This window comes from Acidisoma sibiricum (assembly GCF_057837225.1).
In genome coordinates, this window is sequence record NZ_CM174445.1 from 3,554,634 (window position 1) to 3,579,073 (window position 24,440).

The 24,440-nt window shown below is 65.0% G+C and carries 19 protein-coding genes; 8 read left to right on the forward strand and 11 right to left on the reverse strand.

From position 1 onward, the window contains the following. Nucleotides 1-22: 22 nt before the first annotated feature. Together AC3G7M_RS16925 and AC3G7M_RS16930 are read right to left on the reverse strand one after the other, a co-directional pair. A complete protein-coding gene (locus tag AC3G7M_RS16925; RefSeq protein ID WP_489213297.1) occupies nt 23-1,366 on the reverse strand; it encodes an O-acetylhomoserine aminocarboxypropyltransferase/cysteine synthase family protein in 1,344 nt (447 codons plus the stop codon). Nucleotides 1,367-1,396: 30 nt separating this feature from the next. Continuing rightward, a complete protein-coding gene (locus tag AC3G7M_RS16930; protein WP_489213298.1) occupies nt 1,397-2,755 on the reverse strand; it encodes an LLM class flavin-dependent oxidoreductase in 1,359 nt (452 codons plus the stop codon). Nucleotides 2,756-2,889: 134 nt separating this feature from the next. Between AC3G7M_RS16930 and AC3G7M_RS16935 the strand changes: the two genes are divergently transcribed. After that, entirely contained in the window at nt 2,890-4,113 is a 1,224-nt protein-coding gene (locus tag AC3G7M_RS16935; RefSeq protein WP_489213299.1) for an acyl-CoA dehydrogenase family protein, read from the forward strand. Nucleotides 4,114-4,161: 48 nt separating this feature from the next. Here the strand turns inward: AC3G7M_RS16935 and AC3G7M_RS16940 are convergent, their stop codons facing one another. Continuing rightward, nucleotides 4,162-4,515 carry a hypothetical protein gene (locus AC3G7M_RS16940; RefSeq protein WP_489213300.1) on the reverse strand — a complete coding sequence of 118 codons (354 nt, stop codon included), beginning with the start codon at nt 4,513-4,515 and terminating at the stop codon, nt 4,162-4,164. A 204-nt stretch (nt 4,516-4,719) separates the two neighbouring features. Here AC3G7M_RS16940 and AC3G7M_RS16945 point away from each other — a divergent pair, with 204 nt between their 5' ends. From AC3G7M_RS16945 to AC3G7M_RS16960, 4 genes are read left to right on the forward strand one after another with little or no spacing between them, the layout of a single operon-like run. Beyond that, complete coding sequence (locus AC3G7M_RS16945; protein ID WP_489213301.1) at nt 4,720-5,838, forward strand: TIGR03364 family FAD-dependent oxidoreductase; 1,119 nt, start codon at nt 4,720-4,722, stop codon at nt 5,836-5,838. Further along, nucleotides 5,835-6,641 carry a phosphonoacetaldehyde hydrolase gene (gene phnX / locus AC3G7M_RS16950; protein ID WP_489213302.1) on the forward strand — a complete coding sequence of 269 codons (807 nt, stop codon included), beginning with the start codon at nt 5,835-5,837 and terminating at the stop codon, nt 6,639-6,641. The genes AC3G7M_RS16945 and phnX overlap by 4 nt, the downstream gene beginning before the upstream one ends. Next, nucleotides 6,628-8,046, forward strand: a complete 1,419-nt coding sequence (pbfA, locus tag AC3G7M_RS16955) for a (R)-1-hydroxy-2-aminoethylphosphonate ammonia-lyase (protein ID WP_489213303.1) — start codon at nt 6,628-6,630, stop codon at nt 8,044-8,046. The genes phnX and pbfA overlap by 14 nt, the downstream gene beginning before the upstream one ends. A 41-nt stretch (nt 8,047-8,087) precedes the next feature. Beyond that, nucleotides 8,088-9,296, forward strand: coding sequence for a histidine phosphatase family protein (locus tag AC3G7M_RS16960; RefSeq protein ID WP_489213304.1), 1,209 nt, complete (start codon nt 8,088-8,090; stop codon nt 9,294-9,296). A gap of 12 nt (nt 9,297-9,308) precedes the next feature. Here the strand turns inward: AC3G7M_RS16960 and AC3G7M_RS16965 are convergent, their stop codons facing one another. Beyond that, nucleotides 9,309-11,066 (reverse strand): GGDEF domain-containing protein, encoded by a 1,758-nt coding sequence (locus tag AC3G7M_RS16965; RefSeq protein WP_489213305.1) that lies wholly within the window; start codon nt 11,064-11,066, stop codon nt 9,309-9,311. A 130-nt stretch (nt 11,067-11,196) separates the two neighbouring features. Between AC3G7M_RS16965 and AC3G7M_RS16970 the strand changes: the two genes are divergently transcribed. Continuing rightward, nucleotides 11,197-11,643, forward strand: a complete 447-nt coding sequence (locus AC3G7M_RS16970) for a hypothetical protein (protein WP_489213306.1) — start codon at nt 11,197-11,199, stop codon at nt 11,641-11,643. Between the two features lie 16 nt (nt 11,644-11,659). Here the strand turns inward: AC3G7M_RS16970 and AC3G7M_RS16975 are convergent, their stop codons facing one another. The 4 genes from AC3G7M_RS16975 to AC3G7M_RS16990 form a co-directional block, all read right to left on the reverse strand. After that, nucleotides 11,660-12,115 carry a hypothetical protein gene (locus AC3G7M_RS16975; RefSeq protein ID WP_489213307.1) on the reverse strand — a complete coding sequence of 152 codons (456 nt, stop codon included), beginning with the start codon at nt 12,113-12,115 and terminating at the stop codon, nt 11,660-11,662. Further along, the gene (locus AC3G7M_RS16980; protein ID WP_489213308.1) at nt 12,112-12,834 is read right to left on the reverse strand and encodes a glucosamine-6-phosphate deaminase; all 723 of its coding nucleotides are present in this window, start codon (nt 12,832-12,834) and stop codon (nt 12,112-12,114) included. Before AC3G7M_RS16980 ends, AC3G7M_RS16975 begins: the two co-directional genes overlap by 4 nt. Before the next feature lie 78 nt (nt 12,835-12,912). Further along, nucleotides 12,913-14,112 carry a low temperature requirement protein A gene (locus AC3G7M_RS16985; protein WP_489213309.1) on the reverse strand — a complete coding sequence of 400 codons (1,200 nt, stop codon included), beginning with the start codon at nt 14,110-14,112 and terminating at the stop codon, nt 12,913-12,915. Nucleotides 14,113-14,145: 33 nt separating this feature from the next. Beyond that, the gene (locus AC3G7M_RS16990) at nt 14,146-17,913 is read right to left on the reverse strand and encodes a glycosyltransferase (RefSeq protein WP_489213310.1); all 3,768 of its coding nucleotides are present in this window, start codon (nt 17,911-17,913) and stop codon (nt 14,146-14,148) included. A 378-nt stretch (nt 17,914-18,291) separates the two neighbouring features. Between AC3G7M_RS16990 and AC3G7M_RS16995 the strand changes: the two genes are divergently transcribed. Then, nucleotides 18,292-19,008 carry an OmpW/AlkL family protein gene (locus AC3G7M_RS16995; protein WP_489213311.1) on the forward strand — a complete coding sequence of 239 codons (717 nt, stop codon included), beginning with the start codon at nt 18,292-18,294 and terminating at the stop codon, nt 19,006-19,008. A gap of 51 nt (nt 19,009-19,059) precedes the next feature. On the opposite strand, the gene AC3G7M_RS17000 is transcribed toward AC3G7M_RS16995, so the two are convergent. From AC3G7M_RS17000 to AC3G7M_RS17010, 3 genes are all read right to left on the reverse strand, one after another. Next, nucleotides 19,060-20,397 (reverse strand): DNA recombination protein RmuC, encoded by a 1,338-nt coding sequence (locus AC3G7M_RS17000; protein ID WP_489213312.1) that lies wholly within the window; start codon nt 20,395-20,397, stop codon nt 19,060-19,062. 178 nt (nt 20,398-20,575) lie between these two features. Next, nucleotides 20,576-21,082, reverse strand: coding sequence for a YgdI/YgdR family lipoprotein (locus AC3G7M_RS17005; protein ID WP_489213313.1), 507 nt, complete (start codon nt 21,080-21,082; stop codon nt 20,576-20,578). Nucleotides 21,083-21,265: 183 nt separating this feature from the next. Further along, nucleotides 21,266-23,074: a PHA/PHB synthase family protein gene (locus AC3G7M_RS17010; protein ID WP_489213314.1), complete on the reverse strand. Its 1,809-nt coding sequence runs from the start codon at nt 23,072-23,074 to the stop codon at nt 21,266-21,268. Nucleotides 23,075-23,141: 67 nt separating this feature from the next. Here AC3G7M_RS17010 and AC3G7M_RS17015 point away from each other — a divergent pair, with 67 nt between their 5' ends. Further along, nucleotides 23,142-24,377 (forward strand): OmpA family protein, encoded by a 1,236-nt coding sequence (locus AC3G7M_RS17015; protein ID WP_489213315.1) that lies wholly within the window; start codon nt 23,142-23,144, stop codon nt 24,375-24,377. Nucleotides 24,378-24,440 lie beyond the last annotated feature (63 nt).

Genomic DNA, 24,440 nt, shown 5'->3' on the forward strand with positions numbered 1-24,440 from the left:
CACTGGCAGCCGCCTGATCGCTTCAGGCTTGCGTCAAAGCCTGGCGAAGATCGTCCAGAATATCCTCGGGATGCTCCAATCCAATTGACAGACGGATATAGCCAGGCGTCACGCCGGTCTTCGCCTGTTCCTCAGCGGTCAATTGCGAATGCGTGGTCGTCGCCGGATGGATCGCAAGGCTGCGCGCATCGCCGATATTGGCCACGTGGTAGAAAAGCTGAAGCGCGTCTATAAAGCGCTTCCCGGCCTCGGCGCCACCTGACAGTTCAAAGCCGACCAGAGCCCCTTCGCCGAATTCCGGCCGCAAATAGCGTTCGGCCCGCCGGCGTGCCTCGCCCGCCTGCTGGCTGGGATGGATGACGTGCTTGACCTTGTCATGATGCTTGAGAAACTCAGCAACGATCTTCGCAGAACTGTTATGCTGGCGAATGCGCAGCGGCAGCGTCTCGATCCCCTGGATGAACTGAAAGGCATTGAAGGGGGACACGGCGGCACCCAGGTCCCGCAGCAGCACCACGCGCGCGCGCAGCACATAGGCGATGGGGCCCAGCGGCTTTGCGGCTTCAATCCAGACCGCACCATGATAACCGGGGTCGGGCTCAGACAGCAGCGGGAAGCGGCTCTTGTGCTGTTCCCATGGGAAGTTGCCACCATCGATGATGGCGCCGCCGATGGACGTGCCATGGCCACCGATATATTTTGTGGTGGAATAGACAACGATAGCGGCGCCATGATCGAACGGCCGCACCGTCAGCGGGGCCGCAGTATTGTCAACGATCAGCGGAATGCCGAACTGCCTGCCGATGGCCGCGACTTCCGCAATCGGGAAGACTTCCAGCTTCGGATTGGGCAAGGTCTCGGCATAGTAGGCACGCGTCCGGCTGTCCGTTGCGCGAGCAAAAGCCTCGGGGTCGGCGGGATCTACGAACCGCACCTCAATCCCCAGCCGCCGCAGAGTGTTGGCAAACAGCGCCCAGGTGCCGCCATACAGATCGGTCGAACTGACGATATTGTCGCCGGCTTCGGCAATGTTGAGAATCGAAAAGGCCGAGGCTGACTGGCCCGAGGACAAGGCCAGGGCCGCGACGCCACCTTCCAGCGCTGCCAGGCGCTGCTCCAGCGCGTCCTGGGTTGGGTTTCCGATACGGGTATAGATGTTTCCCAGCTCCTCCAGCGCGAACAGCCGCGCAGCGTGGCCGCTATCCTGAAACTGGTACGAAGTCGTCTGATAGATCGGCACCGCGACCGCCCCGGTCGTGGGATCGGCCCGGTAGCTGCCGCCATGCAACGCCACCGTCTCCGGCCGCCAGCGCGCCCGGCGTTCCGCGTCCGAGTTGGCTGGGCTGACGCTCTGTGTGTCCGGCATAATTCTTCCCCGTTTTTTGATTGAACGCAGTCAGGCAGAGGCTCGAACGGTCTCAGCCGCCTGGTCATCCTCCCGCAGGTGATGACGCAAGGTTGAGCCGGTGTAGCGCCGGCGATAGAGGCCAAGACGCTGCAATTCGGGGACCACCTCGTCGCGAAACTCGGCAAAACTGCCCGGCAGATAGGCTGGGCTGATGACGAAGCCGTCGCAGGCCCCGGCCTCGAACCAGGAGGCCAGGGTTTGCGCGATCTGGACTCCGGTGCCCGCTATCTGAGGCACCCTGATGCTGGCCGCCCAGGACCGGCCGAGACTGTCAAGCGTCGCCCCCTCCCCGCCCAGAGACAGAAGCTTCTCCCGGACTGCTGGGGGCAGAGCGTGATCGGCCACCAGCTCCGCAACAGGGGTTGCCAGGTCATATTTCGCGAAGTCGAAATTCAGCTGGCTGGACAGCGTGACGATGCCAAGCTCCGGCCGGGCCAGCGCATTATGCTCGTCCCGCAGGCGGCGCGCCTCGGCCTCGGTGCGGCCGATGAAGGGCATGACGGCGGTCAGAATGCGGACGCTATCGGCAGCACGCCCCTGCGCTACCGCCAGCCGGCTGACATCGGCCCGGAAGGCGATCCCCTCATCGATGCTGCGGTTGATCGCAAAAATCGCCTCCGCCCAGCGCGCGCCGAAGCGGCGGCCGCGCCCCGAAGCGCCGGCCTGGATGATGACGGGATGGCCGGCGGGTCCCGGCGGCATATTCATCGGGCCTTCGACCGCAAAGAACTCGCCGCGATGCGCGACCGGGTGGATTTTCGCAGGATCGACGAAGAAGCCGGCTTCCTTGTCATGCACCAGCGCATCCGGCTCCCAGCTGCGCCAGAGTTTGAAAGCGACCTCCAGGAACTCGTCCGCGCGATCATAGCGCAGGTCATGCTCCATATGACGGTCATGGCCGAAGATGCGGCCCTCGCTGTCATTCATCGAGGTGACGACGTTCCAGGCCCCGCGTCCGCCGCTTAAATGATCCAGCGTCGTGAAGCTGCGGACGATATGGTTCGGCTGGTAATAGGTAGTGGAGCGGGTAACTCCGAGGCCAATATGGCGCGTAGTGGCCGCGAGGTAGGAGACGATCGGCAGCGGGTCCAGCCGGGCGGCATCCTGGCTGCCGTAGCGGAAGGCGATCTCGCGGCTGCCATCGGCCTGGTCAGAAACCGCCAGGCGGTCGGCAAAGAACAGGAAGTCGAACAGCCCCTGCTCCAGGATCTGGGCCACCTCGGTATAGAGAAGCGGGTCGGTGAAGCGCCGTGTCGTGCGGGGGTGGCGCCACACGGCATGGCTGTGGACCACGGGTCCCGCGATCAGAAAACCGGCAAGATGGATCTGTCGTGCGGCGCCGCCCATAGCAACTCTCCTCATCTCAAGCCCAGGCATAGACGCAGATTGAGCTGTGCGATAGGATATTTCACGTACATATTACGCATATATATTGCGTCTTTTTGATATACCTAATCTTTATCGCTATTATTGAGGTGCCAATGACTCAAACCGAAACCGCTTGGCCCTCTCCGGCTTCTGCGCGTTATGCGGCCCTGGCCGCACAGTTCCGGCCCATATTCCAGCGTATCGCGACCGGTGCCGTCCAGCGGGACGCGGAACGCATCCTGCCGCATGAACCGATTGCCTGGCTGAAAGACGCCGGCTTCGGCACGCTGCGCATCCCCGTCGCCGAGGGCGGCTTGGGTGCGACCCTGCCCGAGCTTTTCGGGCTTCTCATCGAACTCGCCGCCGCGGATTCCAATGTAGCACAGGCGCTGCGCGCGCATTTTGGCGCCGTCGAAGATATCATTGCGGCCGGCACCCCTGCCCGCCGCGCTCGCTGGATTCCGCGCTTCCTGCGCGGCGAATTGGTCGGCAGCGCGCTCAGCGAAGCATCCGGCAATACGCTCGGTTCCTTCGAGACTCGCCTGCAGGCCGATGGCGATATCCTGCGTCTGTCCGGGACCAAATTCTACAGTACGGGCACGCTCTATGCCGATTGGATCAATTTCGCCGCCGAACTGGATGGCGAGGTGGTCAGCGGCCTGGTCTCGACCACGGCGCCGGGGGTCACGCGCCATGATGACTGGGCCGGCTTCGGCCAAACGCTGACCGGCAGCGGCACTACGGTCTTCGAGAATACAGCGGTCGATCCCGCCGATGTCTTCCCCTTCACCGCCCGGTCTAAATATCGGACCGCCTTCTACCAGCTGGTGCATCTGGCGACGCTTTCGGGCATCGGCCGGGCCGCCGCGCGCGATCTGACCGAGCAGGTGGCTAGCCGCCGCCGCGCCTATAGCCATGGTGCAGCCGGTACTGTGCAGACCGATCCGCAGGTGCTGCAGGTGGTGGGCCATGTCCGCAGCCTCGCCTATGCGGCCGCAGCCACCACCCTGCAGGCAGCGCAAGCTGCCCAGGCCGTCTACGAGCATTCCATCGCTGACCGGCCGGAGGAGGCTGATAGCGCCGCGGTGATCAGCGAAATCAGCGTCGATCAGGCGCAGCCGGTCGTGGCCAAACTGACGCTGGAGGCGACCGAGACGCTGTTCGATGCGCTGGGCGCCTCCGCCACCATTCGCGCCACAGCGCTGGATCGGCATTGGCGCAATGCCCGTACCCTCTCCTCGCACAATCCGCTGATCTACAAGCAGCGCATCGTGGGCGACTATGCGGTCAACGGTACGGAGCCGCCGAAATTCTGGATGGTCGGCGGAGTGAGCTGAGATTTAACCCTGCCGCCGCGCAACAGACGCGCGGCGGCAGGGGCTATGTTATTGAAATGAGCCGGGGCTGCCGAAGTTGCGTCCGCCGCGAAAGCCTGTCCGGGCCTGATCTTCGGCACGGACGCGCCGCCGCGCGGACTCATCCGCGATCGATACCGGCAGGAAAACCGGGGTGAGCGACTGAGGGGAGCCGTGCGATGTCTGCGAGAGGGCGCGGCGCGCCACCCCCTCCATCAGAAGCTGCGCCAATACCGGCACGAAATAAGGGTTCATGAGCAAATCTGTCCGTGGCGTGAGGATACGAAGAATGACCGCAAGCTTGCGCTTGATCACCGACACGAACCTGGCATTCGGAACCACGGCATATTTCACCTTTTCTATCGCTGAAATCAGGATAGCCAAATCGTTGTGCGATTAAAAGTGTAAAATAATAAATATTCCGTATTTTACACCTTTTTAAATAGTGCATTTACGGACTTTCCCGCCGGCCGTCATTGTGTCAGTCCTAGTGTGACAGTCTCATGAAGCGGCTGGCCAACCGGGTGGCACTGATTGCTCCGCACCCGCGCGGCTCGCTATGAGGCAAGCCTCTGCGCGAGTCCGCCCATGACCTATGACATTGCCATTGTCGGCGCCGGCATCGTCGGCATTGCCCACGCCCTGGCGGCCAGCCGCCTTGGCCTACGGGTGATCGTCATCGACCGCGACCAGCGATCGGTCGGCGCCTCTATCCGCAATTTCGGCTTCGTCACCGTCACCGGCCAGCAGCAGGGCGAATGCTGGCGCCGCGCCATGCGGTCGCGCGACATTTGGGAAGAGGTGGCCCCCCAGGCCGGCATTCCGATCCTGCATCAGGGCCTGGCCGTCGTCGCCCGCCGCCCGGAAGCGGCGGCAGTGCTGGAAGCCTTCCGCGACCACGCAGAGATGGGCGTCGGTTGCGCGTTGCTGAGCCCCGACGAAGGCCGGTCGCGCTTTCCCTGGATGACGGGCGAGGCCGAAGCCGTGCTCTATTCCCCGCATGACCGTCGGGTCGAATCCCGCGACGCCATTCCCAAACTCAATCAGTGGCTGGCGGAAGCGCGTGGTGTCACCTTCCTGCGCGGCGTTGCCGTGCATGGCGTCGAGCGCGGCCGCGTCGTAACCAGCGACGGCGTCATCGAAGCCACCAAAATCGCCGTCTGCCCAGGCGATGATCTAGCAACGCTCTTCGCCGACCGGTTGGCGGCATTCCAGGTCACGCGGTCCAAGCTCCAGATGATGCGCCTTAAACCCCGCGCGCCGCTGCCGCTCGGCTGCGCGGTGATGACCGACCTCTCGCTCGTCCGCTATCTCGGCTATTCGGAACTGCCTGAGGCTGCACCGCTCCTGGCACGATTGAAGCAGGAGCAGCCCGCGCATCTGGCCGGTGGCGTCCATCTCATCGCCGTGCAATCGGCCGATGGCAGCCTGGTGGTCGGTGATACCCATGTCTACGGCGACACCATGGACCCCTTCGCCGATGCCGCGCTCGACGAGCTGGTTCTGGATGAATTCCACGCCGTCTTCCCCGATGTCGCCTATGATATCACCGAGCGCTGGATCGGCACCTATGCCTCGGCCCCCGACCGCCTTGCCCTGCTCGACACGCCGATGGATGACGTGCGGCTGACCGTCGTCACCAGCGGCACCGGCGCCTCCACCGCCTTCGCCATCGGCGAAGAGGTCATTCAGGAACTCTGCGCATGACCTATCGTCTCAAAGCCGCGATCTTCGACTGGGCCGGCACGGTTATCGATTTCGGCTCACGGGCGCCGATGGGCGCTTTCGTCGAAGCCTATCAGCGCTTCGACGTGGCGGTGACAGTCGCGGAAGCGCGCAAGCCCATGGGCCTGCCGAAACGCGCCCATATCGCGGCGCTGATGGCCGATCCGGCGATTGCGGCGCGCTGGGCGGAGGTGCATGGCGCGCCGCCCGGCGAGGCTGAGATCGACGCGCTCTATGCTGTCTTCGTGCCTTTGAATACCGAGGTCGTGAGCGACTTCTGCACCCTCATTCCGGGGGCCGCCGCGATGGCCGAGGCTGTGCGATCGCGGGGCCTGAGGCTCGGCTCCACCACCGGCTATGTCCGCCCGATCATGGAACGCGTGCTGCCGCTGGCGGCGGCGCAGGGCTATGCGCCAGACAATCTCGTCTGTGCCGGAGACTTGGCAGACGGCCGCCCTACCCCGCTCATGATGTATCGCTGCTTTGCCGATCTCGGAGTCTATCCGCCCGCCGCCGTCGTCAAGATCGACGACACCGAGCCCGGCATTCTGGAAGGCCTCGCCGCCGGCACCTGGACGGTCGGCGTTAGCATTTCCGGCAATTGCGTCGGCCTCAGCCAGGAGGAATGGCAGGCAACCCCGCCAGAGGAGCAGGCGTCGCTTCGCGCAGGTGCCGAGGAAACGCTGCTCGGCGTCGGCGCCCATTTCGTTATCGACAGTATCGCCGACCTTCTTCACGTGCTCGATGAGATCGAACTGCGCATGGCGCGGGGTGAGACGCCTTGAGCCTGGCAGCGTGACGGTCACGGTCTCTCCCGGTGAGGTGCGTGCCGGTGAAGGCGACGTCAACCACTCACCGCGGCGGCGTGACTGGGCCGCGCGCAATATCCAGGGGGCGAGCCGCGACCTCATAGCGCGCGACGCGCGCGCCTTTCTGCATCAATCGGTCTCCTCCCCGTGCCTCAATGCCATCGCGCGGGCGGACGGCATCTGGATTGAGGATGTCGCCGGCCGCCGCTTCATGGATTTCCACGGCAACAACGTCCATCATATCGGTTACGGCCACCCGCGGCTGAAGGCGGCGATCGCCGCACAGATGGACTCCCTGCCCTTCGCGCCGCGCCGCTTTACCTGCGAACCCGCTGTCGCCCTCGCCGAAAAGCTCGCCGCCATCGCGCCGGGTGACCTGTCAAAGGTGTTGTTCACCACCGGTGGCTCGGATGCGGTGGAGGTCGCGCTGAAAGTCGCGCGCGCCGCCACCGGCCGCTTCAAGACCATCTCCTTCTGGGACGCCTTTCATGGCGCGGGCTTTGCTGCCGCGAGCGTGGGTGGTGAGGCGATGTTCCGCTCCGGCCCCATCGGACCGCTGCTGCCAGGCACCGAACATGTGGCCCCCTTTGCCTGCTATCGCTGCCCTTACGGTCATCCGGCGCCGAACGGCGTGCCGGACCTCGACCTCTGCCACATGGCCTGTGCCAACTATCTGCGCTACGTGCTGGAACGCGAAGGCGATGTCGCCGCCGTTATCGCCGAGCCCGCCCGCGCCGTGCCCTATCTGCCACCGCCCGGCTATTGGCGCGCGGTGCAGGACGCCTGCCGCGCCCATGGCACGCTGCTGATCTTCGATGAAATCCCGACGGGACTTGGCAAGACCGGCCGCATGTTCGCCTGCGATCATGATGGCGTGACACCCGATATCCTGGTCCTCGGCAAGGCTTTGGGTGGCGGCATTCTGCCCATCGCGGCCGTGCTCTGCCGTGCCGGTCTCGACGTCGCGGGCGCCTATGCCTTCGGCCATTACACCCATGAAAAGAATCCGGTGACAGCCCGCGCCGCGCTGACGACCCTGCAGATCATCGAGGACGAGGATCTGGTGGAGAATGCCCGCCGCGTCGGCGCGCTCGCGCTTGATCGCCTTCACAGCATGAAGGATCGCCACCCCCTCATCGGCGATGTCCGCGGGCGCGGCCTGCTGCTGGGTGTTGAACTCGTCACCGACCGCGCGGCCAAGACCGCCGCAAGCGATGCCGCCGAAGCCATCCTCTATCGCGCGATGGATCGTGGCCTCAGCTTCAAGACGACCATGGGCAATGTGCTGACCTTGACGCCGCCGCTGATCACAACCGAGCATCAGATGATGCAGGCTCTGGATATTCTGGAGGACTGCATCGCTGCTGAAGAACCCGCCTAGCCACCCTGGCTCAGGCGGCCGTTTGCGCTTAGCGTTACCCGATGCGTATTCGAATCTTTTTTGTGCTCGCCGCACTGCTGCTCCCGCAGCCCGTCGCACTGGCCACCGCCGATCATCGTCTGGTGGTCGACCGCATCGTCGTCGTCATGCGGCACGGCATTCGGCCGCCGATCGAATCGCCACCGATGCCGCTCGCGCTTGCGCCGCAGCCCTGGCCGGTCTGGCCGGTGCCCGACGGTGATCTGACCCCCCATGGCGCGGCGGCCATCACCCTGCTCGGCATGTATGAGCGACAGCTTTTCGCGGGCTTCGGCCTCTGGCCGGCCGGCGGCTGCCTCGCGCCCCATGCCGTTACGCTCTATGTGGATACCGACGAGCGGACGGAAGCAACCGGCGCCGCTTTGGCCGCTGGGCTCTCACCGGGATGCCCACCGCCGATCGGCCACGCGGCCCATGCGCCCGATCCGCTCTTCAGCAGCCGCGGCCCCTGGCCAGGCTTCGATCCCGCCACGGCCACAGCGGCCATGATCCGCGCGGCCGGCGGCAGCCTGGACACGCCGATGGATCGCAGGCCCGCCCTTTTTCTCGCCATGCAGGCGACGCTCGCACCGGCCACGCACGCCTTCCTCGACCTGCCGAACGCGATCATGCCGCATGCGCCCGCCATGCTGCCAACTCTTCGCGGTCAGATCCCAGCCGCCCGCTCGGCGGCCATCGCGTTCGGCATGGAATATGCCGAAGGCATGCCGATGGATGACGTGGCCTGGGGCCGCGCCGACCGCGACCTCGTGCTGCAACTCCTGGCCTTCCATGTCGAAGAATTCGCGGTCACGCTGCGCCCGCTGCCCATCGCGCGCTTCGCGGGCGGCCCGCTCGCGCGCCGCATCGCGGCGGCGCTGACCGACGGCAATAGCCCGCCCGTTACCATCCTCGTCGGGCATGATACCAATATCGCGGCCCTCGGTGGCCTTTGGGATTTGCACTGGCAGCTTGCCAATTACCCACCAGATGAGCCCGCACCCGGCGGGGGCCTCATCTTCACCCTGCTGCGCGACCCTGCCAGCGGCGCCCGTTATGTCACCGTCCGCTACCTCGCCCAGACACTGGACCAGATGCGTACGCTGTCACTTCTGAGCGCAGCCGCGCCCCCGCCCGTAACGGCCATTGCGATTCCCGGCTGCGGCCAAAGCGTGGACGCCCACGCCTGCCCGCTCGACCACTTTATCGCCCTGGTGCCCAATCCGGGCTGAACCCACGCTGCCTCAATCTCCGGCCCGCTTATCGGCCAGGTTCCATCCCGCATGGGTCAGTTGCAGCATCTCGGCGGACGGACGCATCGGCGCTGCGACCACGCGATTGCGGCCCTGATCCTTGGCGAGGTAGAGCGCCTTATCCGCCATCGGCAGCAACTCGCTCGCGCGGCTGCAATTCTCCGGCATCGAGGCCACGCCGAAGGATGCCGTGACGGCAATATTGCTTGCGGTCGTGGCGCTGATGCGGGCCCGGATCTGTTCGGCCCGTGTCACGGCGTCCGCCAGGGTGGTATCGGGCAGCAGAATCGCCAGTTCCTCGCCGCCATAGCGGCAGCCGATATCGGCCGGGCGCAGGCAGGCCAGAACCGCGCTCGCGGTATCGCGCAGCGCCAGATCCCCGGCCGCATGGCCGTAATGGTCGTTGAGATTCTTGAAGTGGTCGAGATCCATCATGATGGCCGCGACCGGCGCCCGGCGCCGTTCGGCATCCGTCGTCAACCGCTCGAGCATTTCTTCCAGGAAGCGGCGATTGTAGAGACTGGTCAAAGGGTCGCGCAGGGCCTGGTTGCGCAGCCGTTCGCTGAGCGCGATATTGGACAGGGCGAGCGACATGGCATCGGCCAGCGCAATCACGACGGGCTGGATGCGCTTGCGGGTCTCGGCATCCGTCAGCGGCATCCCGCGCAGAACCAGAAGCCCATGAACCTCGCCGCGCGCGACGATCGGAATTTCAAAGCTTGCAACGCCCAAATCGCTGTGCGCGCAGCGCAAGGCCTCCGCATCATTGGTATTCAGATGCGGCTTGCCACGCTTCAGCGCCCAGCAGCTGTCGGGCACGATATGGACCGGCGCGCCGCTTGGCACGCCCCATTCGGTGGCGAAATCCAGCCGGTCGCGGGAATTGTTGAAGACGTACAGCGTGCCGCCGAGATCGGGCAGAAGTTGGCTTGCGGTCGCGCGCAGCACGGCATTGACATCGTCTCGGGTCGCAGCACTCTGCAAAATCTCGGTCATGCCAAACAGCGTCTCGACCTCATGCCGGGCCGTCAGGCTCGCGCGGATCGCAGTCTCGCGCCCCCGCGCCTCACGCCGGCTGGAGGCGAAAGCGTATGAGGTGGCGGCGATCGCAATCAGCGCGCCCAGAAGGTTGATCAACAGAACCAGACGCTGCTCGGCGGCAAACTGATCCCAATAGCTATCGACCTTGAGAGTCCGAAAGCTCAGATAGCCGCCAATAATCGATTCCAGCTGCGTCATCATCTGCGCGGTCTGGGCCTTGTCCAGCACGGCCTCAGCCGCGGCCTGCTGATGGTCCATGCCGAGCATCACGGCGGCCGACCAGGCATCCCGCAAGCGGGCGATATGGTCCGTCACCACATTCGGGCTGCTGCCCTTGGCGCCGTCGAAGGCGTGGAGATCAATGGTATGAAGAACCGCCGGATCAGCGTTGTTCAGCTTGCTCATGCCGCGCATGAAGGCGGCAAAATCGTTCGGCTGACCGGACAGAACGACGCCCCGCACGCCACTCTGCGCATCGAGCAGCGCGAATTGAATCATCCGAATGTCGCGGCTCGTCCAGATATAGTCGCGCAGCTGGAGCTGATCGCTCCGGCTGACGAAGTAAGCCACCAGCGTGGAGGCCCCCATCAGCGCGATCAGGGCAATGATGACACTGGCCAGATGATGCCGCATGAAGCGAAGACCTGCCGCGGTGACAGCGGAAGGCGTCGGCAGATGACGAAAATACTTCTGGCCCGTATCTGGCACCGCGCTTACTCACTCAGGACGACGTCACCTATAGCCGAATAGCGCAAAACAGAAACGGGAAAGCGACGGCTTGGGTCAGGCGCTGCAATCCCTTATGCAGCATTCAATCGATCCATTGGGGACACTCGCCATGAAATGCCGCACGCTCGCCATGCTCTCTGTGCTTGCCGCACCACTCGCTGCCTGCGCCGGCGGCGGCCAGGTTTATCCCCAGCCCTATATCGGCAAGACCGGCATGACCCTGGTGACGCCTGAGAATCAGGCCGTCTTCAAGACGCGCACGCTCGTCGCGCCGCCGCATGGCAAGGTGCAGGATCTGGGTGAGGCCTATATCGCAAGTTCGGTGGCCCATCCGAGCAGCGCCAAATTCGCCGGCGAGTTCGAGTCCATCGGCAAGAGCACGGCGCTTTGCGGTTTCGTCACCTACCGCACCAAGGAAAACACCCTGAGCGGTTGGCGCCCCTTCTTCGTGGAATGGACAGCGCATTATGCCAAGGGCACCAAGGCGCCCTACAATTATGATGCGGAAGCGGAACTCGCGAAGCTCTGCGGCCCGATGACGCCGCCGGCCGAGTGATCGGCGCACCAGCCCCTTACGGCACCGGTTTCCAGTAGCTGGCGAAATAGCCCTGGGCGTCGATCGCCGCGGGGTGGCTCGCCACGGCCTGGCCACCGGCGCAATGCCATTGGAACAGGCTGTCATGGCCGGTCACGTAGGCCGGCACGACATCTGATTGCGGATGGATCAGGCACCAGCTGGACACGGCGGGCAGGCTCGGCGCCCGATTGGCCTTGCCACAGGGCAGATTGGCGCCAAAGCTGCACATCAAGGGCTGTCCTGCAGCACAGCGGAAGACCGTCAGCCGGCGCACCACATCCGCCGGCATCGCGCGATAGCCGAAGCTTGTCCGCGCGGCCGTGACCAGATTGAGCGGCAGCGGTTTCGGCGCAAGATCGGTCTCCGCCGGCCGGCACAGCGCTGTATCGGCGGCCAGTACCGGGATGCTGCTGGCAAGAAGAAGCCCGAGGGCTGCGAGGACCGTTTTCACGCCGGGCGGAGCGCCTCATCCGCCACCAGGATCAGATCAGGATGGCCGCAGAGCGCCGTCACCGGCCAGGCCGGGTCGGGCTTGCCGTCCAGCAGAATGGCCAGGGCCTCCGCCTTGGCGGTGCCCGAGACCATCAGCAGAATGCGGCGCGCGGCCCGCAGCATGCCGATGCCCATGGTCACGCCATGGCTCGGCACCGTGAATCCGTCGTTAAAATAGGCTGCATTCGCGGCTCGCGTCTCGTCCGTGAGCGGCACGATATGCGTGCCGGCCGACCAGTCGGCCCCCGGCTCATTGAAGGCAATATGGCCATTGCCGCCGAGGCCGAGGATTGCCAGGTCCAACCCGCCCCGCGCGGCGACCGCCGCGTCATGGGCTTGCGCTTCCGCCACGATATCGGGTGCGTCGCCATGCAGCAGACGGATATGCGCAGCCGGAATCTGCGCCGCGCCCAGAAAATGCCGGTCCAGAAAGGCCGCGAAACTATGGCTGTCGCTTTGGCCGACGCCCACATATTCGTCCAGATTGAAGTAATGGCCGTGGCCCAGCGCGACGCGGCCCGCGTCCTGCTCCGCCAGAAGCTGCCGGTAGAGTCCTACCGGCGTCATGCCGGTGGGCAGTGCGATCGCCGGCTCGGGTGTTTCTGCCAGAACTGCCGCTACCTGGGCTGCGGCACGCGCCGCAAAGGCCTGGCGTCCCGCTGTCCATTCGATCTGCATGCGAACCTATCCAAAAAGCCTGATGACGGACCTCTTCTAGCGATGCGGCGCCGCCTCATCAAATCGCGCCGCCCCCTTTTAGCGGGAGGCTGGCCGGCGGTAGGAGGTGCTTTCCCAGATCGCGACGACGATGAGCACGCCGCTGGTGGCCAGGTTGACGGCCAGCAGGCTCTGCCCCGAGGACCACAGAGACACCCCGATCATCAAGGCCAGACCGACCAGATGCGATAGCGGCAGGCGTCCGCTGATCGCCTGTTTGAAGGCGACATTGCCCATTAAAAACAGGATGGGCGCACCCAGCAGCACCAGCAGAGCCACCGGGCCGGCCGGCATGGTCGCCGCGGCCAGCGTCATGTCATCGCCGACCGCGCCCAGAATAACGGCGGCGATGATGATGGCGTGAACATAGGTATAGAGCACGCGGGCGATGCGCCCCGGATCGGCCGCCGCCGTAATATGCCGGCTGCCACGCTCGGCTCCGGTATCGAAATAGATCCACCACATCGCGGCCGTGCCGAGAAAGGCCGCGAGGAAGCTGCCCAGCACGGCAGAGGACCAGGCGGCCTCAAAGAAGGTCGCACCTGTGACGGTGATCGATTCGCCCAGCGCGATGAGCACGAAACCGCCGCAGCGCTCCGCCAGATGCCCGCCATCAACATCCCAGTCGGCCGTCATCGAGCGGCCGAGATACGGCACCCAGAACCCGGCCCAGGCCGAAGCGAGGTCGAGCGCCAGTGCCAGCAGCCACAGGGTAAAGCGCACCTCCTCCTCTGCCAGGCCACCGGCGATCCACAGAACCGCCGTGGCCGTCATCCAGATGGTAATGCGCAGGAAATTGCGGAAATTGGTGCGGCTGCGGCCATACAGCGCCCACAGCATGAAAAGCGAGCGCCCGACCTGCATGACGGCGTAACAGATGGCGAAGACGAGGCCGCGATCACCGAAGGCCGCCGGAATGCTTGCCGCCAGAACAAGCCCGCCCAGCATCAGCGCGAGCAGCATCAGGCGCACGGGGGCCCGATCGGGATCAAGCCAATTGGTGACCCAGCTGGTATCGATCCAGATCCACCAGATCGCGCCGAACAGCAGCAGCGTGTGAATGGCCTTCGCGGCCGTGGGCTCCGGCAGGAGGCTGTGCGACAGCTGCGTCACGGCAAAGACGAAGACAAGGTCGAAGAACAGCTCGATGGTGGTGACCCGCTGCCCGGCTGGATCATCCCGGTCGCGGCACAGATCCGTCCGCGGCAGAAGGCGCCGCACTGTCAGAAATCGCAGCAAGACGCATTCTCCGGCGCATGAACCGGATCGAGCTTAGGCGCGGTCAGAGGAAAGCACACGCTTCTTGGCAATAGACTTGCGCGCACGCGCGGGCTCTGCCTGATGCGGTTCAGCCTTCGGCGCCACAGTCTGGCGCGCTACCCGCGCGGACGGTCTCGTCTGATGGGCCACCATCGCCGCCAAAGCCGACCGTCGCGACATGGCCTGGGCGGCGAGCGTTCCGCCCTGCAGCAAGGTCTGGCGTCCCCGTTCTGCCATCGCCAGACGCAGATCCGGGCGGCGGATCAGCCGGGCTATGGCGTTGAACCACTGCGCCTCGTCAGCCGCCAGAAAGCCACCGGCCTCAACCCCATCCAGGCTGAGCGGCTGCGCAAGCGCGGTGGCTTCTGAATTATAGGCCGCCATGTCGGACGCCACCGTCGCCAGGCCCAGCGCCGCGTAATCCAGCATCTTGATCGGCGATTTGCAGCGGTTGAAGGGCGTATCGACCAGCGGCGCCAGGCCGATCGACCAAGGGTCCCGGCGCTGGCGATCGGTGAGCCAGGCGACGAAGGCCGGATAGGACAGGCCCGCCCGGCGCGGCACATCCACGCGCTTGATGAAGGACGGCAGTTCACCGGGCCCGACGATGCCGACAAGCTCGATGGATATCCGCTCACCGAAGCTTTCATGCAGGCGGCTGAGTGCCGGCAGAATGTGGTCCAGATCGGCGCCATGGGTCGCAGTGCCCATATAAAGCACACGCACCGGGCCGGCCTGCACGCCGGCCGTGGCCAAAGCTGCCGCCTGCCCGCGCGCGCCATCGTCGCCGGACAGGGACCAAAGTCCCTCATCCAGGCCGTTGGGGACGATGTCGATGGCGGCAAGGCCGCCCGGCACCAGTGGCGCCACCTGATCGGCGAGTTGCGCAGTCGATACATGGACCCGGCTGGCCCCCGCCAGCAAAGCGGTGATGCCGGCGACGCGCGGGCGCAGCCGGGCCGCTTCGGGATGGTCCTCCGGCAGACCGACAAGATCGTCGTCGAGATCATAGAGCAGCGGCATGCCGGTGCTGCGCGCATGGGCCAGCAGGGTGCGCGCAGCACTCTGACCCGAAACGGCGTAGCGCTGCGCGACCAGAAGATCGGCCTTCAGGCCGAGCGCCTCCTCGGCTGAGGCCAGCGTCACCTGCACCTCCCGCCCGGCAGCCGGGTGGGACAGCGGCAAAAGGCCGCGAATATAGGTGCAACCGCTCAGCACGCCGATATCCAGCCGCTCCGGCACCAGCACGACAGACAATGTCCCGTCCTGCCGCAGATCGACGGGGGCGGCGGCTTTCGCCCGGCGCAGCGCCGGGGCCGCGAGCGCCGCCTGATAGGCGCTATCGTAATAGCCGGGTAGCGTCGGCGCGGGGTCAGCCCGGCGGACCACCTGACGCCCCAGCGCCGCCGCTGCCGTTCGGCCGAGGGTTGAGAGCGCCGCCATCACCGCGTCTGGCGCGCTATCGGGCGGGATCAGCCTGGCCCGCGGATGGCCAGCCAGACGCAGGCGAAAGGCCCCCGTATCGGAGGCCAGAATCGGCCGCCCGGACAGGATCGCCTGGGTCAGCGTATAGCTCCAGGTCTCGGGCCAGGTCGCCGGGAACCAGATGACCTCGGGATCGACGCGGTCGATCAGCGCCGCCAGTTCCTCGGGCTCATAGGCGCCGGTTTCGCTCAGCGTCGCGCGGGCAGCCTGCGGAATGCCGCGCTCGGACTTGCCGATCAGGGTCACAGCCAGGCGTTCGGCGTTCGCCAGTTCGGCCAAGGCCATGACGCTGCGCGCGCCCTTGTGATCCGCGAGCACGCCGAGCACGGCAACGCGCAAAGGCCGCTGGGATCGGCGCCCGCGCAGGGGTGCGGGGGCGGGTCTCGGCGGCGGACAAGGCGGCACCAGCGCCGGCATCGCTTCCAGCGGGGCCAGCACGGCGCGGGACGCGAGGCCGTAGCGGGCTAGCCGCGCGATACTGTCCTCGGTCGCGCATAGAACGCGATCGGCCAGACGAAACAGCCAGGCATGTTCGGCCCGCCAGCCGGTGATGTCGTGGGCCGCGGTATCGTCCCGCGCCTGGATGCAGCGGTCGCAGATGGCCGCCGCCGGCTCGCCGCAGCTCGGCCCGTCCGCCACCGGCAGCAGATTGATGCGCGGGCAGATGCCGAGCCAGTCATGCACCGTGACGTCGAAGGGCACGTCCAGCGCCCGGATCAAAGCGCGCAGGTCCAGTTTGAGATTGATCCATTGCTGCACATGAACGCGGGCAATGCGCAGCGGCCGCAACAAGGACAGAAGATCAGCCAGCAGGGCGGCCTGCGCAGCACGGTCAGCGAGATCAGGATCGGTGATGTCGTTCTGCGGCAAGGGGATGACATAGTCCGGGTGTCCTGCCGCGCCCGGCACGGCAAGCGCGACGCCACGCCCATCCATGGTGGCGCGCAGCAGCAGCACATTGGCCAGGCCCCTGCAGCGCTCCGTCAGATCCCGGACATAATGGCCGATGCCGCCATCATAGGCATGCTGGACCATCAGAATGGTGGGGCGTCCGTTGGTCGCGAAAAGCTGCAGCGTGGTCGCCAGGCGAAAGGGCCGCGCCTCGTCCAGTCGCAGATGCAGCCCTACGCGCCGCTCATAATCGGGCCAGCGGGTCCGCAGCAGCAGCGCATGATCGACACGCTCCGGCGCATGCTCACCGAAACTCACTTCGCCACGGTGATAGACGAAAAGGTCGCAAGCCAGCAGGTGGCGCCAGCCGGCGACATTGGCGCGCATGCAGAAGTCGCTTTCCTCGCCATAGCCGCGGCCGAAGGTTTTGGCATCCAGCACGCCCAGCGCGTCGAGGGCGTCGCGCCGGATATACATGCAGAATCCGACCGTCGTCGGCACGGTGACCGACCGGCCGGCATTGGCGGCGGCGCAGGCCGCGTCGATGGCCGCGAGGCTTTCGCCGAAGGGAATTGGCCCCCCTGTCACGCTGGGATAGGAACATAGCGTCGCATTATTGGAAAAGGGGGAGACGCTGGCGACCTTAGGGTGGCTGTAGGCATGGCCAGCGAGCCGGCTCAGCCAGCCGGCCGGCACCTCAGTATCGGCATTGAGCAGCACGACATCGCGCGTGCCCGCTTCCTTGATGCCGCGATTGGCCGAAGCGACGAAGCCGCGGTTGCGCGGATTGCGCAGCAGATGAATGAACCGGCGCGCCGCCAGACGGTCAAGATAGCGGGAGAGTGCCGGCTCGGGCGAGGCATCGTCCACCACCACAATGCGGTGCAGCAGCCCGGGCCGCCCGGGCCGGCGATCCCGCAGCAGGCTGCGCAGGCAGCGCTGGGTCTCCGCCAGACCGCGATAGACGGGGATGACGACATCGACCGCGATATCGGATGGCGGCTCATGCGGCTTGCCGCCGGAGGGTTGCGCTTCGGCGAGCGTGAACTGGCGCTCCGTCGGCAGGCCACGGGCCTGCCCGATGCGCAGATGATACAGCAGCGGCTCCTCCGCCGCCTCCGGCACCTGATTGGCGTAGAAACTGATGTCGAAATGCGGATGCGGATTGCGCCCTTCCTTGACGCCGAAGGTCGCATAGTGATGGAGGGCGCTGACCCCGGCATCCATCACGTCCGGGTTCTGCAACAGATACCAGGTATTGGAGAAGAAGGCGTTGGGATCACGACCCTCGAAGACACCCCAGTTCTGGTAATGCACAAAAGGATCGATGCCGGCACGGCGGATATCGGCATAGGTCTCCAGATAGAATGCCGCATCAAAATAGCGGGCATCGATCTCCGCCAATAGAGCCTGCCTCTTGTCCGTCGTCAGAGCCGCCTCCAGAAGCGCAATCCGGGTCGATCCATGATGACATCGCCCGCCGTGGTGTCGGCCACAACTACTTATTTTTTGGTTAAGACTAGCCCAAAGACCGCTTATTTTTATGGTTTCATTAAACCTTAGCCAAATCGTCCGCTTAGGCCGTCAGGCGAGGTCATCCTGGGGGATTTCGCCCCCAGCGGCAATCACGGGGCCGCGCGGCAGACGTCCATCCCGATCATGGCGGCGCAAGGCTGCATTGCACTGCAGCATGATCGTGCTTTGCGCTCGATCAAAGTTTTTGCGGCCTGCGCCTGCCTTCATAGCCCTCAGAGACAGATAGACAGACGGATGGAGGGTTGCATGAAGCGGTTGAGCATGATTGGCTTGGGGGGAATCGCAGTGACGGCTCTCGGTCTTTACCCTGCAGTGTCCCACGCCCAGGGCTTGACCAATCAAGCACCAGCGCCGGCGGCTTCCTCCGGCTTCTTTGAACCCGCCGACGTGCCGATCAGGGCCGGCACATTCGAGGCCAGCCTTAGCATCATCGGCGTGATACCCGAAACCTTCTCCAGCAGCATCTCGCCCATCGGCGGCAAGGTGAATGCCAGCGGCGGCGTCTCCCCCGAACTGACGGGCACCTATTTCGTGACCAACCACTGGGCGCTGCAACTCATCGCGGCCAGCACGCATCATCGCATTTCCGCCGGTGACACGTCGCTCGGCCATGTCGATGTCGGCAATGCCTGGGTGCTGCCGCCAACCTTGACCGTGCAATACCACTTCCTGCCGGATGACCGCTTCAGCCCCTATGTCGGTGTCGGCGTCACGGTCGCCTTCTTCTACGCGACCGATCCCTCTGGACCGGTCATCAACAAGTTCAGCCTGGACACCACAGCTGGCCCCGCGCTCGACATCGGCTTTGACTACAACTTCTCCGGCCACTGGTTCGCAAATGTCGATGCGAAGCAGATGTTTCTCAATACCACGGCCCATATCGACAGCGCCGTGGGTGAGGTGACGGCCAAGACAGCCCTCAACCCCACAGTGATCGGTGCCGGTATCGGCTACCGGTTCTGAGGGTCGAGAGGCGGGCCGGAATAACAGGGGATTCCGGCCCGCCGCAGCGCGTCAGATTTCGTCTTCCAGCGCCTGGAACTCGGTTTCGAGTTCCAGGATTTCGTCGGACTTGCCCTCGTCCACCGATTCCAGGGTCTTGAGCTTGCGCCCGACCTGCCGCGCCCGCGTGCGCGCCTGCTCGATCGTATTGCTCATGCTGGAAGCATTCTTCGCAAGCTTGCCGAGCACGACATCCATTTTCGCCATCTCGGTCTTGGTCGCCCCCAGCAGGGCGCGAATCTGATCGGCCTTCTCCTCCAGCGCCAGCGTGACATGGCCGAGTTGGACGGTGCGCAGCAGCGCCGGAAACAGGCTTGGCCCCAGGATCATGACGCGGAATTCGCGGCTCATTTCCTCCAGCAGGCCCGGCACGCGGGCGACCTCGGCATAAAGCCCGTCGGTCGCGAGATACAGCACGCCGAATTCCACCGTCACCGGCGGATTGATGTATTTTTCATAGATCTTGCGGCTTTCGTCGCGCAGACGGCGCTCAAGCCCACGCCGCGCCTGACGCTCGCCGTCAGTGTCGCCCGCTTCGGCCGCGATGATGAGGCGCTCGTAATCCTCGACCGGGAATTTCGCATCGACCGGCAGCCACACTTTGGCGCCGCCGCGCATCGGCATGGCGACCGCGAAATCGACCATGTCGTCGCTGTCCTCGCGCAGCTTGCGGTTGGCCTCAAAACTGCCCATCGGCAGCACGTCTTCCAGCATGGCGCGCAGCTGCGCCTCACCCCAGCCGCCGCGCGTCTTCACATTGGTGAACAGGCGCTTGATATCGCCGATCTGCGCGGTCACGGCCTGCACGTCACCCAGCGCCTTCTGCACGGCGGTAAACTGATCAACCACACGGGCGAAGCTCTGCTCCATCTGCTTCTCAACGGCGGCGTGCAGTTGCTCGTTCACCGTGGTCTGCATCTCAGCCAGACGCTTCTCGTTACTTTCCCGCAAGCTGGTGAGCTGCTTCTCGTTGCTCTCACGCAGCGTGGTCAGCTGCAGATCCAGCGTGGCGCCGATGCGGCGCTGCTCCTCCACGGCCGACAGGCGCATCGTGTCCATGGCGGCCGAGACGGCCGTGGTGGCGGCGGTGATCTGCTCGAAGGCTTTCGTCAGCGCGCCGGTGGTGCCGGTCTGGATCGCGGCCGTCAGGCCCCGTTCCGTGGCCGCGAGCTGGGTGCGCGTGCCATCGGCCTCCGCCCGGATGCCGGCCAGCATCTGGTCGGCTTGCAGGCGCAGCCGCTCCGCGCTGCCGTCCCGCTCCCGCGCCGCGCCGCGCGCCGTGAAGAAGGCGACGATGCCCAGAAGAAGGCCGATCAGGCCGAGAATAAGAGCAATCATGTCAGAGGTCATGGCAGGCTTCTACAGGAGACAAGCTTTAAGCGCCACGGACAGGAAGTGGGCCTCTATATAAGTGCTAGTCCGATCCCTGATCAGTCGCCTAGGAATTCCGCAAGGACGTAGCGGAGAATATGGGAGATGTCCGAGGAGCATCTGACAAATATGCCATTTGGTCCCCAATGGAGGCCGCTCACGTACAGGTTGAAGGCGTTCCGTCCGCTACTTTCCGCGCCCAGTTCGGGCCAAGAGCGGTTCTGGCGGGAACCGCTTGAGAGAATGCCGGATCAGTTGCGTGGAACATGCGGACCACGATCTCCTCCTTATGGCGGAAGAACGGGATCGTCGCCCCGCCAGAATAGGTCGTCGAACTGCTGCTACTCAACGCAGCATTGGTGAAATTTCCGCTGCTGTTCATGTTGATATTGCCCTGAGTCGTCGTGCTTGATGACGAGGGCATACTCGAGACGCCCGCGAGCGTTCTGGACTCGCCATCTCCTAAGATGATGAACCCATCGAATCCGGCTTTCAACGTTGCGATTGCAGCGTCAGTGTAAGCCAGCTGCTGGGTGCCGGTGTCGCCGCAGACCGGCGCCCCTGAGACGGTGATCTTTGCTGTATTCGCGTCTAGTTGCATGATTGAGCTGCTCGCACAGCCGGTTAGCAAACCACATGCCACAAGCAAACCCAGCCACTTCATAGCCGTCTCCCCGTTAGATCATCACGATACTAGATCGAGTTGACTAACGCGGGAAAGGAGGGAATGGCGGTGCGTGTAGTTCCGATCGTAATATCTTGCTCAACCACCAGCGCACAATGCCATCTGCTCTACACTTATAGACGCAGTGTCATACCGCCTCTGCTTTGGGTTACAGCTCCGTGCTCACGCCATGACCTTGACGTAGGAACCGGGTGCATCCTCGATCACCGTGACGTTCTCGCCCGGCTCACGCGCGGGCACGGTCTCGGGCGCAAGGCGGGACACCCAGCGCTGCCAGTCCGGCCACCAGGACCCCGCGATCTCGGTCGCCATCTCCTCCCAGGCATCGGGGCTGTCAGGCGTCGATGGCGCCACCCAATGGCTGTATTTGCCCGATTCGGGATGGTTGACGACACCCGCGATATGGCCTGACGCGGCCAGCACGAAGCGCTTCGAGCCTTTCATATAGGCCAGGCCCTTATAGGTCGATTTCCAGGGTGTGATGTGGTCTTCGCGCGCCGCCAGCATATAGATCGGCAAATTGACGCGGCCAAGGTCGATCGGCACGCCACACAGGCTGACGCCCCCGGCATCCTTCAGCTTATTCTCCTGATACATGCGCCGCAGATAGAAGCTGTGCATGGCCGCCGGCATGCGCGTGCTGTCGCTGTTCCAATACAGAAGATCGAAGGGGAAGGGTTCGTTGCCGAGCAGGTAGTTGTTGACCACGAAAGACCAGATCAGGTCATTGGCGCGCAGCATATTGAAGGTCTGCGACATTTCGCTGCCCTCCAGATAGCCGCGCTTGTTCATGCGCTCTTCCAGCGCCTGGATCTGCTGCTCGTCGATAAAGACGCCCAGCTCGCCCGCTTCTGCGAAATCCAGCAGCGTCACCAGATAGGTCGCCGATTTGATGCGGCGATCCTTTTTCTCGGCCATCCAGGCGAGCGTGCTCGCCAGCAGCGTGCCGCCCAGGCAATAGCCGATGGCGTTGACCTCGCGCTGCCCGGTGATGGTCTCGATCGCGCCGACCGCCGCGAGGATGCCCTCCTGCATATAGTCCTCGAAATCCTTGGCCGAGAGTTCCTCATCCGGGTTGACCCAGGAGACCATGAAGACCGTATGGCCCTGACTGACGGCCCAGCGCACGAAACTGTTTTTGGCGCGCAGGTCGAGAATATAGAACTTGTTGATCCAGGGCGGAATGACCAGCAGCGGACGCTTCAGCACGACCTCCGTTGTCGGCGCATACTGGATCAGCTGCATCAGCGGCGTCTGCCAGACGACCTTGCCAGGGCTGGTCGCAATATTCTCACCCAGGCGGAAGGCCTCGGTATCCGTCATGCGGATGCGCAGCTTGCCGCGCCCGCGCTCCAGATCGGTCAGCAGATTGGTCAGACCCTTGAGCAGATTTTCGCCGCCCGTCTCCACCGTGCGGCGCAGCACTTCCGGGTTAGTAAGCAGGAAATTGCTCGGGCTCAGCGCATCGACGAACTGGCGCGAGTAGAAATCGACCTTCTGTGCGACCTTAGGGTCCATGCCGTCGACGTCGCGGACCACGTCCTGCACGAAGCGGGCCGAAAGCAGGTAGCTCTGCTTGATGAAGTCGAAGATCTCATTGTCTTGCCAGGCGCCGTCCTTAAAGCGGCGGTCGCGCGGGTCGGCGGCGATCACGGGCTCGGTCTCAATCCCCATGATGCGCCGCGTGGTGTTCTGCCACAGCGCCATATAATCTTGCCACAGGCCCATCTGGGCCTGCATCAGCCGGGCCGGATTGGCCATCAGCCGGGCCGTCATCTCCAGAAAGGCTGCGCCGATATTGAGCGGGTCGGCACTGCCGCGGGCGGCCTCGGGCTTGTCCGCGCCCTGGCGCTTCAGCCAGCCGAGCATGATCCGCTGGGACCGCTCGGCAATATCGGTCATGGTGCGCCGCACCAGCTCCGGGTCCGGCAGTCGGATGTCTTGCGGGTCCGGTTTCTCGCTATCGGCCATGACACGATCCTTTCCGGCTTTCCCCGGTTGGGTTAGATCAGGCGCCGCCTACAAGGACATGCGCTACATGGTACTAACCGATTCCGAGGGTAAGCGCCGGGGCAGCCGGGTTCAACCCACAGTCACGACAGGGCGCTCACGCAGAAGCGCGGTCTGGGGTGTGGCGCCGGCCGCCCTCATGCTGCTGCTGGCAGGCTGCAGTGATGTGCCCCATGCCATCGACCCTGTCTCCTGGTGGCATGGACTGGAGGGCGGCGCCATCGCGCAGGACCGGCCGCCGCCGCCCAATCCGCATGCCCCCTTCCCGCATCTGGCCGCTGCACCCACGCGCCCGGCCGGCATGCCGGACTGGGAATGGGCCGACCTCAAGTCGGCGCTGACCTCTCAAGGTGCGGCCGCCCATCAATACGCGGCCGACAATCCGATTCCGGCCTTGCCGCAGACGGCCGCGAGCGGCGCGCCCGCCGCAGCCCCTGCGGCCCCCGCGAAGGCCGTCACGGCCCCGGCTGCGGCGACGGCCACCGCCCAGACACCCGCGCAGTCGCAGGCCGATACCGATGCCATCCGCCGCCTGGCGGCCGCCCAGGGCCCCGGCGGCAGCAATGCCGGACTGCCGCCCGCCAGCACCGTCGAGGCCGCAACCGCCGCGACCCAGGCGCCTGCCAAGGCGGGCAACGGCACCAGCGTGACCTTCGGCGGACCCGATCAACCGCAGACGACCAGCAGTCCCGGCCCGCACAGCGTACCGGTCAATGCCGCCGGGCAGCCAGTCAAGGGCCAGGCGGTCGGCACCAATTACACGTTTTTCGATCCCAATAACGGTCTGAGCGTGCCGGGGGCGACCGGCACGGTCGCCCAGCCGGATGAGGCGCATCCGCCCGCCGTGCCCACCAGCGTGCCCGCACCTGCCGCGGTGCCGGGCTTCGCCATCCCGGCCGTGCCCTCCACCTACGTCCCGCCCAAAGTGCTGCCGCAGCCCGCCCCCTATGTGGCGCCGCCGCCGCTGCCGCCCGTGCCGCCAGTGCCGGTCGCTTTCGCGCCGCGTTCGGCCGTGCTGACAGCGAAGATGAAACGCGCCCTGCAGCAGCTTGCGGCCAGTCATCAAACGGCTCGCATCGCCGTCACCGGCTATGGCGATGCATCCAGTGACGCGCTCGCCGCCCAGTCCGCCGCCATGCCACTGGCGCTGGAACGCGCCCGCGCCATCACCGTGCAGCTCATGGCAGACGGTTTGCCGGTACGCGATCTGGTGCCCAGCGCCCAGGCGCTCGGCCAGGGTGGCCTGGCGCGATTGGTGGATTGACGATTGTGCGGATTGAGCCGCTGAGGGATTGAGCGTAACGGCTTTTCCCCTTCGTGCTTCACC